The 14366-nt window shown below is 59.5% G+C and carries 15 protein-coding genes; 12 read left to right on the top strand and 3 right to left on the bottom strand.

Annotated elements, in window-relative coordinates:
• Positions 1 to 29 precede the first annotated feature (29 nt).
• Genes phnL through phnP form a run of 5 tightly spaced genes read left to right on the top strand, consistent with a single transcriptional unit; the run spans position 30 to position 3586 of the window.
• On the top strand, positions 30 to 710 hold the full coding sequence (gene phnL / locus L362_RS02965; RefSeq protein WP_023345282.1) for a phosphonate C-P lyase system protein PhnL: 681 nt from the start codon (positions 30 to 32) through the stop codon (positions 708 to 710).
• On the top strand, positions 707 to 1843 hold the full coding sequence (gene phnM, locus L362_RS02970; RefSeq protein WP_023345281.1) for an alpha-D-ribose 1-methylphosphonate 5-triphosphate diphosphatase: 1137 nt from the start codon (positions 707 to 709) through the stop codon (positions 1841 to 1843). The genes phnL and phnM overlap by 4 nt, the downstream gene beginning before the upstream one ends.
• A complete protein-coding gene (gene phnN, locus L362_RS02975; RefSeq protein WP_031275336.1) occupies positions 1840 to 2391 on the top strand; it encodes a ribose 1,5-bisphosphokinase in 552 nt (183 codons plus the stop codon). Before phnM ends, phnN begins: the two co-directional genes overlap by 4 nt.
• Positions 2384 to 2818 carry an aminoalkylphosphonate N-acetyltransferase gene (gene phnO, locus L362_RS02980; protein WP_021242924.1) on the top strand — a complete coding sequence of 145 codons (435 nt, stop codon included), beginning with the start codon at positions 2384 to 2386 and terminating at the stop codon, positions 2816 to 2818. The genes phnN and phnO overlap by 8 nt, the downstream gene beginning before the upstream one ends.
• A 9-nt stretch (positions 2819 to 2827) precedes the next feature.
• Positions 2828 to 3586 (top strand): phosphonate metabolism protein PhnP, encoded by a 759-nt coding sequence (phnP, locus tag L362_RS02985; RefSeq protein ID WP_023345280.1) that lies wholly within the window; start codon positions 2828 to 2830, stop codon positions 3584 to 3586.
• Between the two features lie 82 nt (positions 3587 to 3668).
• On the opposite strand, the gene yjdP is transcribed toward phnP, so the two are convergent.
• From yjdP to L362_RS03000, 3 genes are all read right to left on the bottom strand, one after another.
• The gene (gene yjdP / locus L362_RS02990) at positions 3669 to 3992 is read right to left on the bottom strand and encodes a DDRRRQL repeat protein YjdP (RefSeq protein ID WP_021242926.1); all 324 of its coding nucleotides are present in this window, start codon (positions 3990 to 3992) and stop codon (positions 3669 to 3671) included.
• 75 nt (positions 3993 to 4067) lie between these two features.
• Entirely contained in the window at positions 4068 to 4694 is a 627-nt protein-coding gene (locus tag L362_RS02995) for a GNAT family N-acetyltransferase (RefSeq protein ID WP_008500049.1), read from the bottom strand.
• Between the two features lie 121 nt (positions 4695 to 4815).
• Positions 4816 to 7092, bottom strand: coding sequence for an ATP-binding protein (locus L362_RS03000; RefSeq protein ID WP_023345279.1), 2277 nt, complete (start codon positions 7090 to 7092; stop codon positions 4816 to 4818).
• Between the two features lie 125 nt (positions 7093 to 7217).
• Here L362_RS03000 and L362_RS03005 point away from each other — a divergent pair, with 125 nt between their 5' ends.
• The 7 genes from L362_RS03005 to lpxO all read left to right on the top strand — a co-directional run bounded on the left by L362_RS03005 (position 7218) and on the right by lpxO (position 14365).
• On the top strand, positions 7218 to 8738 hold the full coding sequence (locus tag L362_RS03005; RefSeq protein ID WP_021242933.1) for a sugar ABC transporter ATP-binding protein: 1521 nt from the start codon (positions 7218 to 7220) through the stop codon (positions 8736 to 8738).
• Positions 8735 to 9730, top strand: a complete 996-nt coding sequence (locus L362_RS03010) for an ABC transporter permease subunit (protein WP_008500046.1) — start codon at positions 8735 to 8737, stop codon at positions 9728 to 9730. The genes L362_RS03005 and L362_RS03010 overlap by 4 nt, the downstream gene beginning before the upstream one ends.
• Positions 9731 to 9760: 30 nt before the next feature.
• Complete coding sequence (locus L362_RS03015) at positions 9761 to 10702, top strand: ABC transporter substrate-binding protein (protein WP_021242935.1); 942 nt, start codon at positions 9761 to 9763, stop codon at positions 10700 to 10702.
• 49 nt (positions 10703 to 10751) lie between these two features.
• Positions 10752 to 11438, top strand: coding sequence for a D-lyxose/D-mannose isomerase (locus tag L362_RS03020; protein WP_023293504.1), 687 nt, complete (start codon positions 10752 to 10754; stop codon positions 11436 to 11438).
• A 10-nt stretch (positions 11439 to 11448) separates the two neighbouring features.
• Positions 11449 to 12309: a ketose 1,6-bisphosphate aldolase gene (locus tag L362_RS03025; RefSeq protein WP_025912336.1), complete on the top strand. Its 861-nt coding sequence runs from the start codon at positions 11449 to 11451 to the stop codon at positions 12307 to 12309.
• Positions 12306 to 13313, top strand: a complete 1008-nt coding sequence (locus tag L362_RS03030) for a carbohydrate kinase family protein (protein WP_023345277.1) — start codon at positions 12306 to 12308, stop codon at positions 13311 to 13313. Before L362_RS03025 ends, L362_RS03030 begins: the two co-directional genes overlap by 4 nt.
• A 143-nt stretch (positions 13314 to 13456) precedes the next feature.
• Positions 13457 to 14365 carry a lipid A hydroxylase LpxO gene (lpxO, locus tag L362_RS03035; protein WP_023345276.1) on the top strand — a complete coding sequence of 303 codons (909 nt, stop codon included), beginning with the start codon at positions 13457 to 13459 and terminating at the stop codon, positions 14363 to 14365.
• Position 14366: the final 1 nt, after the last annotated feature.

The raw sequence follows: 14366 nt of genomic DNA, 5'->3' as shown, positions 1-14366 counted from the left end.
CACCCGGCAAAACGAATCGCGAGGCCAACATGATCCACGTACAAAACGTAAGTAAGACCTTTGTGCTCCACCAGCAAAACGGCGTGCGCCTGCCGGTGCTGCAAAATGCCTCGCTGGAGGTTAATCGCGGCGAATGCGTGGTGCTGCACGGCCACTCCGGCAGCGGAAAATCGACCCTGCTGCGCTCCCTCTACGCCAACTATCTGCCCGACGAAGGCCATATTCATATTCGCCACGGCGATGAATGGATCGACCTGGTGCAGGCCCCGGCGCGTAAGGTGCTGGAGGTGCGCCGCTCGACGATCGGCTGGGTGAGCCAGTTTCTGCGGGTGATCCCGCGGATCTCCGCCCTGGACGTGGTGATGCAGCCGCTGCTGGATCTTGGCGTGCCGCGCGAAACCTGTGCCGCCAAAGCCGCCAGCCTGCTGACGCGCCTGAACGTGCCCGAGCGCCTGTGGCACCTTGCCCCGTCGACCTTTTCCGGCGGCGAGCAGCAGCGCGTCAATATCGCCCGCGGCTTTATCGTCGACTACCCGATTTTACTTCTGGATGAACCCACCGCCTCGCTCGACGATAAAAACAGCGCGGCCGTGGTGGAGCTGATCGAACAGGCCAAAGCGCGCGGGGCGGCGATCGTCGGGATCTTCCACGACGAGAGCGTTCGCACCCGCGTCGCGGACAGGCTGCACCCAATGGGGACTCCCGCATGATTATCAATAACGTCAAGCTGGTACTGGACAATGAGGTGGTTGACGGCTCGATTGAGATCCAGGACGGAACAATCCGCGCGTTTGCTGAAACCCAGAGCCGCTCGCCCGAGGCGATGGACGGCGACGGCGGCTGGCTGCTGCCGGGGCTGATTGAGCTGCATACCGATAATCTGGATAAATTCTTCACCCCGCGCCCGAAGGTGGACTGGCCCGCGCATTCAGCGATGAGCAGCCACGACGCGCTGATGGTCGCCAGCGGCATCACCACGGTGCTGGACGCGGTGGCGATCGGCGACGTGCGCGACGGCGGCGATCGTCTGGAAAATCTGGAGAAGATGATCAACGCCGTCGAGGAGACGCAAAAGCGCGGCCTCAACCGCGCCGAGCACCGCCTGCACCTGCGCTGCGAGCTACCGCACCACACTACCCTGCCGCTGTTTGAAAAGCTGGTCGGCCGCGAGCCGGTGTCGCTGGTCTCCCTGATGGACCACTCGCCGGGGCAGCGTCAGTTCGCCAACATTGAAAAGTATCGCGAATACTATCAGGGCAAATATTCTCTCAGCGACGCGGAGATGGCCCGTTACGAAGAAGAGCAGCTGGCGCTTGCGGCACGGTGGTCGCAGCCTAACCGTGTCCGAATTGCGGCGATGTGCCGGGACCGCAATATCGCGCTGGCCAGCCATGACGATGCCACGCACGATCACGTGCTCGAATCCCACCAGCTTGGCAGCGTGATCGCCGAATTCCCCACCACGTTCGAGGCGGCTGAAGCCTCCCGCAAGCACGGCATGAACGTCCTGATGGGCGCACCGAACATCGTGCGCGGCGGCTCGCACTCCGGCAACGTCGCGGCAAGCAAGCTCGCCTCGCTCGGCCTGCTGGATATCCTCTCCTCTGACTATTACCCCGCCAGCCTGCTGGACGCGGCCTTCCGCGTCGCGGACGATGAGGGCAACAGCTTCTCGCTGCCACAGGCGATTCGCCTGGTGACGAAAAACCCGGCCTCGGCGCTTAATCTGCAGGATCGCGGCGAGATAGCCGAAGGCAAGCGGGCGGATTTGGTGCTGGCTCACCGCAAGGGCGAGCACGTCCATATTGACCACGTCTGGCGTCAGGGAAAAAGGGTGTTCTGATGGGAAGACTTATCTGGTTAATGGGGCCGTCCGGCTCCGGTAAGGACAGCCTGCTGTCCGCCTTACGGCAGCAGGAGCATCCGCAGCTGCTGGTGGCGCACCGCTACATTACCCGCGCGGCCAATGCGGGGAGTGAAAACCATATCGCCCTGAGCGAGCAGGAGTTTTTTACCCGTGCCGGGCAAAATCTGCTGGCGCTGAGCTGGCACGCCAACGGCTATTACTATGGGATCGGCATCGAGACCGATCTGTGGCTGCATGCGGGGTTCGACGTGCTGGTCAACGGTTCACGGGCGCACCTTTCGCAAGCGCGCGCCCGCTATGGGGCGGCCCTGCTGCCGGTTTGCCTGCAGGTTTCACCGGACGTCCTGCGCAGCCGGTTGCAGAGCCGGGGTCGTGAATCCGCCCGTGAGATCGATCAACGGCTTGCGCGTGCGGCGCGCTACACCCCGTCCGACTGCCATATCCTTAATAACGACGGAAGTTTGCTACAGTCAGTCGAGACCTTTTTATCGCTTATCCGTCAGAAGGAGAAACAGCATGCCTGACTGCACGCTTCGCCCCGCCACCGCCGACGATGCGCAAATCGTCTATGCGTTAATCTGCGAATTAAAGCAGGCCGAATTTGATCACCAGGCGTTTCACGCGGGCTATCTTGCCAATCTGCAGGATCACAACATGCGCTACCAGCTTGCCGAACTGGACGGGCAGGTCATCGGCATGATCGGCCTGCACATGCAGTTTCACCTCCACCACGCACGCTGGATCGGCGAGATCCAGGAGCTGGTGGTGATGCCGCAGGCGCGCGGGTTAAAGGTGGGCAGCCAGCTGCTGGCCTGGGCGGAAGGGGTGGCACGAGAGGCCGGCGCGGAGCTGACCGAACTCTCCACCAGCGTGAAGCGCACCGACGCCCACCGTTTTTACGTCCGTGAAGGATATACGCAGAGCCATTTCCGATTCACCAAACCGCTGTAGAGGTGCATTATGAGTCTGACAATCACGTTAACAGGAACCGGAAGCGCGCAACTCGTGCCGGTCTTTGGCTGCGACTGCGCGGCGTGCCGCCGGGCGCGCCTGCAGGAGACCTATCGCCGTCGCCCCTGTAGCGCGGTGGTCAAATTCAACGATGCGGTGACCCTGCTGGATGCCGGTATTCCACACCTGATGGACGACTGGGCTGCAGGCAGCTTTCAGCAGTTTTTGCTGACCCATTACCATATGGATCACGTCCAGGGGCTCTTCCCCCTGCGATGGGGCGTGGGCGCGACGATCCCCGTCTACGGTCCGCCGGATGACGTGGGCTGTGACGACCTGTTTAAACATCCGGGGATTCTGGATTTCAGCCATACGGTCGAACCGTTTGTGATGTTTGAACTTCAGGGAATGCGGGTCACGCCGCTGCCGCTCAACCATTCGAAACTGACCTTCGGGTATCTGCTGGAATCGGCCCACAGCCGCGTGGCCTGGCTGTCCGATACCGCCGGGCTGCCGAAAAAAACGGTGAAGTTCCTGCTCAACAATCAGCCGCAGGCGATGATTATCGACTGCAGCCACGAACCGCGCGACGAGACGCCGCGAAACCATTGCGACTTAAATACCGTGATGGCGTTAAACGAAGTGATTGGCTGCCCGCAGGTGATCCTGACGCATATCAGCCATCAGTTTGACGTGTGGATGATGGATAACCCGCTGCCGTCCGGCATTGAAGCGGGGTATGACGGGATGGTGTTGGTTCTCGACTGAGTTTTGCCGGGTGGCGGCTGCGCCTTACCCGGCCTACGCGCCAGGGTTTTGCAGGCCTGCGTCAGCGAAGCGTCACCAGGCTTTAGCCTCGATCGTAATCGTCTTCTAACCTGCGCTCATCCTCTTCCAGACGGCGTCTGTCGTCATCCAGCTGGCGCTGACGCTCATCTAAACGGCGGCGTCTGTCTTCAAGCTGCCGACGGCGATCGTCATACTGACGGCTATCCATGCGACGGTTATCGTCATAACGATCGTCATCATCGTTGCTGCGGCTGCTGCTGGGGTTATAGGCGTCGTTGATTGCCTGTTGAATGTTGCCAATAGCATCATCAACGATATCGGCATGCGCCAGTTGGCTGGTGAGTGACAGCAGACCAAATAACAGAGCGGTAGAGTAACGTTTCATAATGCCAGACTCGCAGGTGAACTGGCCTTAAGGTAATGAACAGCAGGGTGTGGGGGTAGCGGAGGAATCTCAAATTCAGTTGTGTCCTGGGACTTCCATCAGTTGATTCGCACGCTGTTTATTTTCTGCGACCAGGACGATGCCGTAGCATTTTTGATCCGGCGAATGGCTCCAGATACGATCTTCGGGGATACACCCTCCGTCATAGATAACCTTGCTACCATCATACGGCCAAAATGCGCCCTGCTCGGTATCAAGAACAAATACAGCGATTTGGTCAGACTCGCGGGCAATTTTCTGCCAGAGCATCTTCCCACCCTCATATTGTTCAAAGTCGCTGACAAGTGTCACGCCACACTGTAATACCAGGGCTTCATACAGGCGAGTTGCCAGTCCCTTGTCACGCTCGGCGGGATCAACACAGATACCTTCTACCTGAATGACATTGGCATCTTCCCAACAGCGCTCGACGGCAATGATATCTTCACCCAAATGCGTTTTACGTTGTAAATCCAGGGCAGCAACAACCCGATGCCGGGGCACCCCATCGAAGGTTTCGATATCCGCTTCAATAATCGCAGCTCTTGGCGTCTGGCTATCAAAAATAACATGTAGCACTCGCCCGGAAAGCTCAAACTCATCAACGAGTTTAAACGACCTGGCAATTGTGCTCGGGCTGTATGTTGTAGGCATCACGATCATTTGTGAGTCCCCCTTTGTGAGTACCGGCATAATTCCTTTTATATCCCAATCTGCTAAATTTTGCGCAGATTAACATCACCGGCGTCAACGTTGCTCTTGATGAAATCCTAAACAGGGGCATTTAAAAACATATTTTCCGCAGCGCCTGCGCCAGCTGCACCCGCGTAAACGGCTTGCGCAGTAGCTGAACGTCCGGCAGCTGAGGATTATGCGTGGGCCGTAAATCCTGTCCGCTGATCAGCAGCACCGGAAGCTGCGGATAGTGGCTGCGCACATGGCTAATCACCTCGGCCCCGCTCAGGCTTCCCGGCAACATCAGGTCGCTGATAAACATGCCAATATCCGGCGACGCCGCCAGCATGCTCAGCGCCTGCTCGCCGTTTTCCGCTTCGAGCGTCAGGTAGCCAAGCTGGTGCAGCTGCTCGCACAAGGTCTGACGGACATCGGCTTCATCTTCCAGCACCAGTACCAGCCGCTCGTTATCGACCGAGGCGGTGGCAGAGAGCGTTTCATCTTCAGGAACTACGGGTAGCGTCGATCGCGGAAGGTGAAGCCGGACGGTCGTCCCCTGCCCCGGCGCGCTCTCGATCTCCACGCGACCGCCGGACTGGCGGACAAAGCCGTAGACCATCGACAGGCCTAACCCGCTCCCGCTCCCGGTCTGTTTGGTGGTGAAGAACGGCTCAAAGACGCGGGATTTCACCTCCTGAGACATCCCGCAGCCGCGGTCAATGACCTCCAGCGCCACCATATCCTGCCTGCGCCCGTCGCTGCGGGTGACGCGCTGATTCCAGGTGCGGATTTTTATCACCCCGCTTTGCCCTTCCATTGCATCGCGCGCGTTCATCACCAGGTTTATGATGGCGTTTTCCAGCTGGCTAACGTCTATCCAGGCGGGCCATGCCGGGGATTGCGCTTCGATCTCCAGGGTCAGGGTGGCAGGGAGGGAGTGACGCAGCAGTTCCCGGAGGTTCTCCAGCAGCGGCTGCATCTCTACCGCATGCGGGGTCAGGGATTGCTTGCGAGAAAACGCCAGCAGGCGCTGGGTCAGCAAGGCGCCACGCTCGGCCGCCTTCAGCGCCCGGGTAATGCGCGGCGCGTCGTTTGATTCGGGGTCGGTCAGCTCAAGGCTGCCGATGATCACCGCCAGCAGGTTATTAAAATCATGCGCCAGCCCGCCCGTCAGCTGTCCGACGGCCTTCATTTTCTGGCTGTGCAGGAGCGCCTCTTCCAGCCCCTGACGCTCAATGCGGTCGATCTCCATCTGCGTGGTCTTCTCTTTCAACAGGCGCGTGGTGTGCTCAAGCGAGGCGGTGTTGCGGGCAAAAACGTTGAACGCGCGCGCCAGTTCACCCAGCTCATCGCGCCGCTGCAGCGCGGGAACGGACACATCCTGTTCACCGTGAGCAAGACGCGACATCGCCCGGGAAATGGCCGTCAGGTTGGAGGCCAGATGGCGGTAGATATACCAGCAGGCACACCCGGTGATGATCAGCGCCAGCACGGCGAAAATGGTGATAAACACGCTGATGGATTGCAGTTCGTGATGGCTCTGGGCGGTGCGAAGCCGGGAGGCCTGCGCCACCTGCTCAACGTATTGATTGATATCGCTGTTGAGGATCGCCACCAGCGCCTTGATGTGGAACATGTACCAGCTTATCGCCAGATCGCTCTCCTCCAGCTGCTTCGACAGCGGGGCGAGCTGACCTAGCTCGGCATTAAAATCAGGCAGAACCGCCTTCACAACCGGCTGTGCGGCACTCCGGGGCAGCGTTGCGGCCACCGCGTCCAGTTGCTGAACGGTTGCGCGCGGCGACGGGGTGTCGATGGCGGCGGCGATCAGCCGGTCCATCTCCATCAGCTGCTGCGCATCGGGTACGTTACTGTCATAACGGCGGTTGATGTCCTGCAGATGGCGCAGGTAGCTCTGGCTTTGGTACAGCGAGCTCAGCAGCGCGTTACGCTCCAGATGGCGTCGCTGTCCGCGCTCCAGCATCTCCGTCACGCTCTGCTGGAGCTCATTGCTTCGTTGAATAATACGCGCCACCAGCGCCGGCTCCTGCTGCGCCAGCGGCGCCTCCGCAAGCTGCTCCAGCGAGTGGCGCAGGGCCATTTGCGTCTGCTTCAGGCGCTCGGCTTCACCTTTATACTCGAGCGCCCCTACCACCTGTGAGAGCCGCACCGCCGCCGTTGCCACGCTGGCGGTGTCGCGGGCCAGGTTCATGCTGCCGGTCATGTCGTCCAGCGTTTGCTGCTGGACCTGCTCCTGGATTTGGCTGGCGTGGCGGAAGCCGAGCACCGCCACGCCGCTCACCATCAGCGTCACGGCGACCACCAGCAGATTGAAAATCAGCAGGCGGCCTCGGGCGCTGGCGAAGAACGGGGGGCGTGAAGGCATGTTGACTCCGTAACTGTGATTCACATTCGCTATTCATAACTATGACAAATATGAACAGCTTCTGAAATTTTGCATTTACGCACCTGTGATGAAGTGCAGAAATCGGCATTCACAGGAGATCCGCCATGAGCAGAACCCCGGTATTAGAGATGCGCAGCATTGCCAAAACGTTTGGCAGTTTCCACGCGCTCAAGGGTGTGGATTTGACGGTCTTTGCCGGTGAGATCCACGCGCTGATGGGTGAAAACGGCGCAGGCAAAAGCACGCTGATGAAAATCCTTGCGGGCGCCTATACCGCCACCGGCGGCGAGATCCTGATCGACGGCCAGCCGTTTCACATTAAAGGGCCGAAGGATGCGCTGGCCGCAGGCATCACGCTGATTTACCAGGAGATGCAGCTCGCGCCCAATCTGACCGTAGCCGAAAATATCTTCCTCGGCAGCGAGCTGTCGCGCGGCGGGCTGGTCCAGCGCAAGGAGATGGCCGCCCAGGCGCAGGCGGTGATTGACCGCCTCGGCGCGCAGTTTAGCGCCACCGATCTGGTGATGAAGCTCACCATCGCCGAACAGCAGCAGGTGGAAATTGCTCGCGCGCTGCACCGCAACAGCCGCATTCTGGTGATGGATGAACCCACCGCCGCCCTCTCCTCCCGCGAAACCCATCGCCTGTTTGAACTGATTTTGCGCCTGCGCGATGAAGGGATGGCGATCATCTATATCAGCCACCGCATGGCGGAGGTCTATGAACTCTCTGACCGAGTCAGCGTTCTGCGCGACGGGCAGTACGTCGGGAGCCTGACGCGCGACAAGCTGAACGCGTCGGAACTGGTGAAGATGATGGTGGGCCGCCCGCTAAGCGACCTGTTCAACAAGGAGCGTGATATTCCCCTCGGCAGCCCGCGTCTCAACGTCCACCACCTCACCGACGGTAAAAAAGTACAGCCGTGCAGCCTGCAGGTGCGTTCCGGCGAAATCGTCGGGCTGGCGGGACTGGTCGGGGCCGGACGTTCCGAGCTGGCACAGCTTATCTTCGGCGTGCGTAAAGCCACGGGCGGCATGATTGAGGTCGACGGCGAGCCGGTGGTGATCCACTCCCCGCGCGCGGCCATCGAAAACGGCATCGGTTTTCTCACCGAGAACCGCAAGGAGCAGGGGCTGTTTCTGGAGCTGGCGGCGCAGGAGAACATCACTATGGCGACGCTGGAGCGCGACGCCACCTTCGGCTGGCTGAACCGCAAAAAAGCCCAGTCCATTTCCGATGACGCCATTGCCCTGCTCAATATCCGCGTGCCCCATTCGCAGGTGCGCGCAGGCGGTCTTTCCGGCGGCAACCAGCAAAAACTGCTCATCTCCCGCTGGGTCGCCATCGGCCCGCGCATTCTGATTCTGGACGAACCCACGCGCGGCGTGGACGTCGGCGCAAAAAGCGAGATCTACCGCATCATGAACCAGATGGCGCGCAAAGGCGTGGCGATCCTGATGATCTCCAGCGAGCTGCCGGAAGTGGTGGGCATGAGCGACCGGGTTTACGTGATGCGGGAAGGCAGCATCGCGGGCGAGCTTCACGGGCGTGACATCTCTCAGGAAAACATTATGACGCTGGCAACCGGCGTGAACGACACTCATCATCAGGCGGTGCAATCATGACAACTCCAACCCATCCGCAGCAGGTGGCGAAATCCGCCTCCGCCAAAAAAATGCTGATGAGCGATCTGATGCAAACGGTCGGTATTTTGCCGATTCTGATCCTGATTGTGGCGGTTTTTGGCTTTATTGCGCCCAACTTCTTCACTGAGAGCAACCTGCTCAACATCACCCGTCAGGCGTCGATCAACATCGTGCTGGCGGCGGGAATGACCTTTATTATCCTCACCGGCGGGATTGACCTCTCGGTGGGGTCGATTCTCGGCACCACGGCGGTGGCGGCGATGGTGGTGTCGCTCATTCCCGAATTCGCCGGGCTGTCCATTCCGGCCGCGCTGATGCTCGGCATGGTGCTGGGCCTGTTCAACGGCGCACTGGTGGCCTTTGCCGGGCTGCCCCCCTTCATCGTCACGCTCGGCACCTATACGGCGCTGCGCGGCGCGGCCTATCTGCTGGCCGACGGCACGACGGTCATTAACTCCAACATCAACTTCGAGTGGATCGGCAATAACTACCTCGGCCCGATCCCCTGGCTGGTGGCGATCGCCCTGGCGGTCATTGTGGTGTGCTGGTTCATCCTGCGCCGCACCACGCTCGGCGTTCACATCTACGCCGTGGGCGGCAACATGCAGGCGGCGCGCTTAACGGGCATTAAGGTCTGGCTGGTGCTGCTGTTTGTCTACGGCATGAGCGGCCTGCTCTCCGGCCTCGGCGGCGTCATGAGCGCCTCACGCCTCTACAGCGCTAACGGTAACCTCGGCACGGGTTACGAGCTGGATGCAATTGCGGCGGTGATCCTCGGCGGCACCAGCTTCGTCGGCGGGATCGGCACGATCACCGGCACGCTGGTCGGTGCCTTGATCATCGCCACCCTCAACAACGGCATGACGCTGATGGGCGTCTCCTACTTCTGGCAGCTGGTGATCAAAGGGGCGGTGATCATCATTGCGGTGCTGATCGACAAATACCGTACCCGACACCATCAAAGTGCATAACAACAATACCCTACGAGTGAGGAAGACAAGATGCGTTTGAAACCCTTAGTGACCGCGCTCTGTGCTGGCGCGCTGCTTGCCGCAACGCCGTTTGCGCAGGCGAAAGATCTGAAGTCCATTGGCGTGACGGTGGGCGACCTGGCTAACCCGTTCTTCGTGCAGATCACCAAAGGTGCCGAGCTGGAAGCGCGCAAGCTGGCGGGCGATAACGTCAAGGTGACGCTGGTCTCCAGCGGGTACGATCTGGGCCAGCAGGTGGCGCAGATCGACAACTTCATTGCCGCGAAAGTGGACATGATCATCCTCAACGCCGCGGATTCCAAAGGGATCGGCCCGGCGGTGAAACGCGCGAAGGACGCCGGGATCGTGGTCGTGGCGGTTGACGTGGCGGCGGAAGGGGCTGATGCCACCATCACCTCCGATAACACCCAGGCGGGTGAGATGGCCTGTAAGTACATTACCGACCGCCTGAAAGGGAAAGGCAACGTGGTGATCATCAACGGACCGCCGGTCTCTGCGGTACAAAACCGCGTAGAAGGGTGCCAGACGGAGTTCAAAAAACATCCGGATATCAAGGTGCTCTCGGATAACCAGAACGCCAAGGGCAGTCGTGAAGGCGGTCTGGAAGTCATGACCTCCCTGCTGGCGGCCAATCCGAAGATCGACGGCGTGTTTGCGATTAACGATCCGACCGCGATCGGCGCCGATCTGGCCGCGAAACAGGCGCAGCGCAACGAGTTCTTTATCGTTGGCGTGGATGGATCGCCGGACGGTGAGGAAGCGCTGAAGCGTGAAAACTCGCTGTTTGTCGCAACCCCGGCGCAGGATCCGCAGGTCATGGCGGCAAAGGCGGTGGAGATCGGCTATGACATTCTCCAGGGCAAACCCGCGCCGAAAGCGCCCGTGCTGATCCCGGTGACGATGATCGATAAAAAGAACGTCGGTACCTATAAGGGTTGGACGGTTAAATGATCCTTTTCCCTCTCCCGCAGGGAGAGGGAACTGTTTTCAAGGAGTCCCCATGAAACGCTCCGACATCAATGAAATCCTCGGCCACACGCGGCAGTTTTTCTCCATGCACGACGTTCATCTCCCGCCTTTTGCCAGCTTTCCGCCAACGAAATGGCAGCAGCTTGACCAGGCCGCATGGCAGGAAGTGTTCGACCTCAAGCTCGGCTGGGACGTGACGGCGTTCGGCGGCAACAACTTTGCCGCTGAAGGCCTGACGCTGTTCACCCTGCGCAACGGCTCGCCCAACGGCGTGCCTTATGAAAAAAGCTATGCCGAAAAAATCATGCACGTGCGCGACGGCCAGGTGACGCCGATGCATTTTCACTGGCGCAAGCGCGAAGACATCATCAACCGGGGCGGCGGGAATCTGATCATTGAGTTATGGAATGCTGGAGCGCATGAAGAGACGGAAAACACCGACGTGACCGTCACCGTCGACGGCTGCCGCCAGACACACGCCCCCGGCAGCCAGCTGCGCCTCACGCCAGGGGAAAGCATCTGCCTGACGCCCACTCTTTACCACAGTTTCTGGGGCGAACGCGGCTTCGGCGACGTGCTGGTGGGCGAAGTCTCCTCGGTTAATGACGATGAACACGACAACCACTTTTTGCAGCCCGTTGCCCGCTATAACAACATCGAAGAAGACGAACCGGCGCTGCTGGTGCTGTGCAACGAGTACAACCTGTTTCGGATATAAGGGGTGAATGATGCCATTGATTTCTCTTGCCGACGGTCTTGCGCACGCCAGACAACACCGCTATGCGCTGGGCGCGTTTAACGTGCTCGACTCCCACTTCCTGCGCGCGCTATTCGCCGCCGCAAAGCAGGAACGCTCGCCGTTTATCATCAACATCGCGGAAGTGCATTTTAAGTACGTGTCGCTGGATTCCCTTGTCGAAGCGGTGAAGTTCGAGGCCGCTCGCCACGCTATTCCCGTGGTGCTCAACCTCGACCACGGCCTGCATTATGACGCCGTCGTGCGCGCCCTGCGCTTAGGGTTTAGCTCCGTGATGTTCGATGGCTCTACGCTGAGCTATGAGGAAAATGTTCGCCAGACGCGAGAAGTGGTGAAGATGTGCCATGCGGTGGGCGTCTCCGTGGAGGCAGAGCTGGGCGCGGTCGGGGGTGATGAAGGGGGCGCGCTTTACGGACATGCGGATGAAGCCTTCTTCACCGATCCGCAGCTGGCGCGCGAATTTGTTGATTCAACCGGCATCGACGCGCTGGCCGTCGCCATCGGCAACGCACACGGCAAGTATAAAGGCGAGCCGAAGCTCGATTTCCCGCGTCTGGACGCCATTCGTCAGCAGACGGGGCTGCCGCTGGTTTTACACGGCGGCTCCGGGATTAGCGATGCCGACTTCCGCCGCGCCATCGAGCTGGGCATTCATAAAATCAATTTCTATACCGGCATGTCGCAGGCCGCGCTCGCCGCCGTGGAGCAGCGCATGGCGAACCGCCAGCCGCTGTACGACGAGTTTGCCGAGCTGCTGCTGGGGATAGAAGAGGCGATTACGGATACGGTCGCCGAACAGATGCGCATTTTCGGCAGCGCGGGGCAGGCATGATGGAACGCAAAGGCATCATCGCCGCAGGCAATATGCTGGTGGACCACGTCCACCAGATCGTGCAGTGGCCGGAGCGCGGCTGGCTGGCGGAAATCACCCACAGCGAACGCTCAACCGGCGGCGCGCCGATCAACGTCCTGCTGACGCTGGCAAAAATGCACGTTGGCCTGCCGCTGCAGGCGGTGGGGCTGATTGGCGAAGACGGCGACGGGGACTACATTCTGGCGATGCTCGACCAGTACCACGTCAACCGCCAGCGCGTACAGCGCACCACCTTTGCGCCAACCTCCATGTCGCAGGTGATGACCGACCCCAGCGGACAGCGCACCTTTTTCCACTCGCCGGGGGCCAACCGCCTGCTGGATCTTCCTGCTTTCGATCGCTTAGACGGATCGATGAAGATCTTCCATCTCGGCTATCTCCTGCTACTCGACAGCCTGGATATGCCCGATGACGAATTTGGCACCCGCAGCGCGCGGCTGCTGGCGCAGATGCGTGACCAGGGGTATGAAACCTCACTCGATCTGGTTTCCCGTAAGGGCGACCCGCGCTATCAGCCGCTGGTGCTCCCTGCCCTTCGCCATCTCGACTATCTGGTGATTAACGAGCTGGAGGCCGGTGAGTTTAGCGGCCTGACAATGCGTGACGAAAACGACGCCCCGCACATTGCCCATATCGCGGACGCCGCGGCGCAGCTGCTGGCGGCCGGCGTACGCCAGCGGGTGGTGATCCACTGTCCGGAAGGCGCATGGGGAGAAGCTCGCGGTGAAGAGGGTCGCTGGATCCCGTCATGGATGCTGGAGCAGGAAGAGATTATTGGCAGCGTCGGCGCGGGCGATGCCTTTTGCGCGGGCTTTTTATACGGCTGCCATGAATCGCTCCCGCTGACAGAAAGTATTTATCTGGCGCACGCCTGCGCGCGGGCAAGCCTGCTGGCCGCCAATGCGATTGACGGCGCAAAAACGCTGGCCGAGCTGCAGGCGTTTATTCGCGAGAGCATTTAATTTAACAATAATTGCGATTTTTCGTTACAGTTCTATGAATTTTATATTCCCGAACTACACTCTCTCCATCTGGCATATTCGGCGTGGGCAGCACTCTGTCCGCACGCTTTTCCGAAATGAGATAGAAAGAGGACAAGGGAAAAATGTTCGCAGCCATCATCATCGGTATTTTCATTATCAGCGTTATTTATGCGCATTCCCGCGGCAAAGAAAAACAGACGCTTTCCCGTCAGCTCTTCGACCATTCGACGTTTATGGCGCCCATCAATATGTTTATGACGGCGTTTTCTTCCCTGCCCGCCAGGCAGCCTTTCTTTGAAACAGAGCGCTTCCCGGAATTAAATAAGCTGACGGAAAACTGGCTGGTTATTCGCGAAGAGGCGCTGCGTTTGCAGCATCATATTAAGGCAGCGGAAAATAATAACGACGCCGGCTTTAACACCTTTTTTAAACGCGGCTGGAAACGTTTTTATCTGAAGTGGTATGCCGATGCCCATCCCTCCGCGCAGTCTTTATGCCCGGTGACGACCCGGCTGGTGAGTGAAATCCCTTCGGTGAAGGCGGCCATGTTTGCCGAGCTGCCGGCGGGTGCAAAGCTTGGCAAGCACCGGGATCCGTATGCGGGCTCGGTTCGTTACCATCTGGGCTTATTCACCCCGAATGACGATCGCTGCTTTATTGAAGTCGACGGGCAGCGCCACAGCTGGCGGGATGGTGAAGCCGTTATTTTTGATGAGACCTACGTCCACTGGGCAGAAAATAAATCGGATCAAACGCGCATTATTCTCTTCTGCGATATCGAGCGTCCGATGAAATGGCGCTGGGCGCAGGCGGTTAACCATTGGGTGGGAACCACGCTGATGTCTGCGGCCAGCTCACCGAATGACGAGAATGACAGTACCGGCGGCATTAACCGAATTTTTAAATACGTTCATGCGAGCCGCGAACGGGGGCAGCGCCTGAAAAAAAGGAACCGTAAGGCCTATTACGCCCTCAAGTATTTGTGCATCATTGCGATTTTTGCCGCCATCATTGTTCCGGCGATAACGTAAG

Source organism: Enterobacter sp. MGH 16, from assembly GCF_000493175.1.
In the GTDB taxonomy this organism is placed as follows: Bacteria; Pseudomonadota; Gammaproteobacteria; order Enterobacterales; family Enterobacteriaceae; genus Enterobacter; species Enterobacter roggenkampii.
Note: the sequence above shows the minus strand (reverse complement) of the source record. Positions and strands in the feature narration are given on the sequence as shown.

Excerpts from the sequence above, each read along its gene's own strand:
- yjdP (WP_021242926.1), bottom strand. The coding sequence starts at position 3,992 with ATGAAACGTTACTCTACCGCTCTGTTATTTGGTCTGCTGTCACTCACC.
- L362_RS03030 (WP_023345277.1), top strand. The coding sequence starts at position 12,306 with ATGATGGAACGCAAAGGCATCATCGCCGCAGGCAATATGCTGGTGGAC.
- phnO (WP_021242924.1), top strand. The coding sequence starts at position 2,384 with ATGCCTGACTGCACGCTTCGCCCCGCCACCGCCGACGATGCGCAAATC.
- L362_RS03005 (WP_021242933.1), top strand. The coding sequence starts at position 7,218 with ATGAGCAGAACCCCGGTATTAGAGATGCGCAGCATTGCCAAAACGTTT.
- L362_RS03020 (WP_023293504.1), top strand. The coding sequence starts at position 10,752 with ATGAAACGCTCCGACATCAATGAAATCCTCGGCCACACGCGGCAGTTT.
- L362_RS03025 (WP_025912336.1), top strand. The coding sequence starts at position 11,449 with ATGCCATTGATTTCTCTTGCCGACGGTCTTGCGCACGCCAGACAACAC.
- phnL (WP_023345282.1), top strand. The coding sequence starts at position 30 with ATGATCCACGTACAAAACGTAAGTAAGACCTTTGTGCTCCACCAGCAA.
- lpxO (WP_023345276.1), top strand. The coding sequence starts at position 13,457 with ATGTTCGCAGCCATCATCATCGGTATTTTCATTATCAGCGTTATTTAT.
- phnM (WP_023345281.1), top strand. The coding sequence starts at position 707 with ATGATTATCAATAACGTCAAGCTGGTACTGGACAATGAGGTGGTTGAC.
- L362_RS03015 (WP_021242935.1), top strand. The coding sequence starts at position 9,761 with ATGCGTTTGAAACCCTTAGTGACCGCGCTCTGTGCTGGCGCGCTGCTT.
- L362_RS03010 (WP_008500046.1), top strand. The coding sequence starts at position 8,735 with ATGACAACTCCAACCCATCCGCAGCAGGTGGCGAAATCCGCCTCCGCC.
- L362_RS03000 (WP_023345279.1), bottom strand. The coding sequence starts at position 7,092 with ATGCCTTCACGCCCCCCGTTCTTCGCCAGCGCCCGAGGCCGCCTGCTG.
- L362_RS02995 (WP_008500049.1), bottom strand. The coding sequence starts at position 4,694 with ATGATCGTGATGCCTACAACATACAGCCCGAGCACAATTGCCAGGTCG.
- phnP (WP_023345280.1), top strand. The coding sequence starts at position 2,828 with ATGAGTCTGACAATCACGTTAACAGGAACCGGAAGCGCGCAACTCGTG.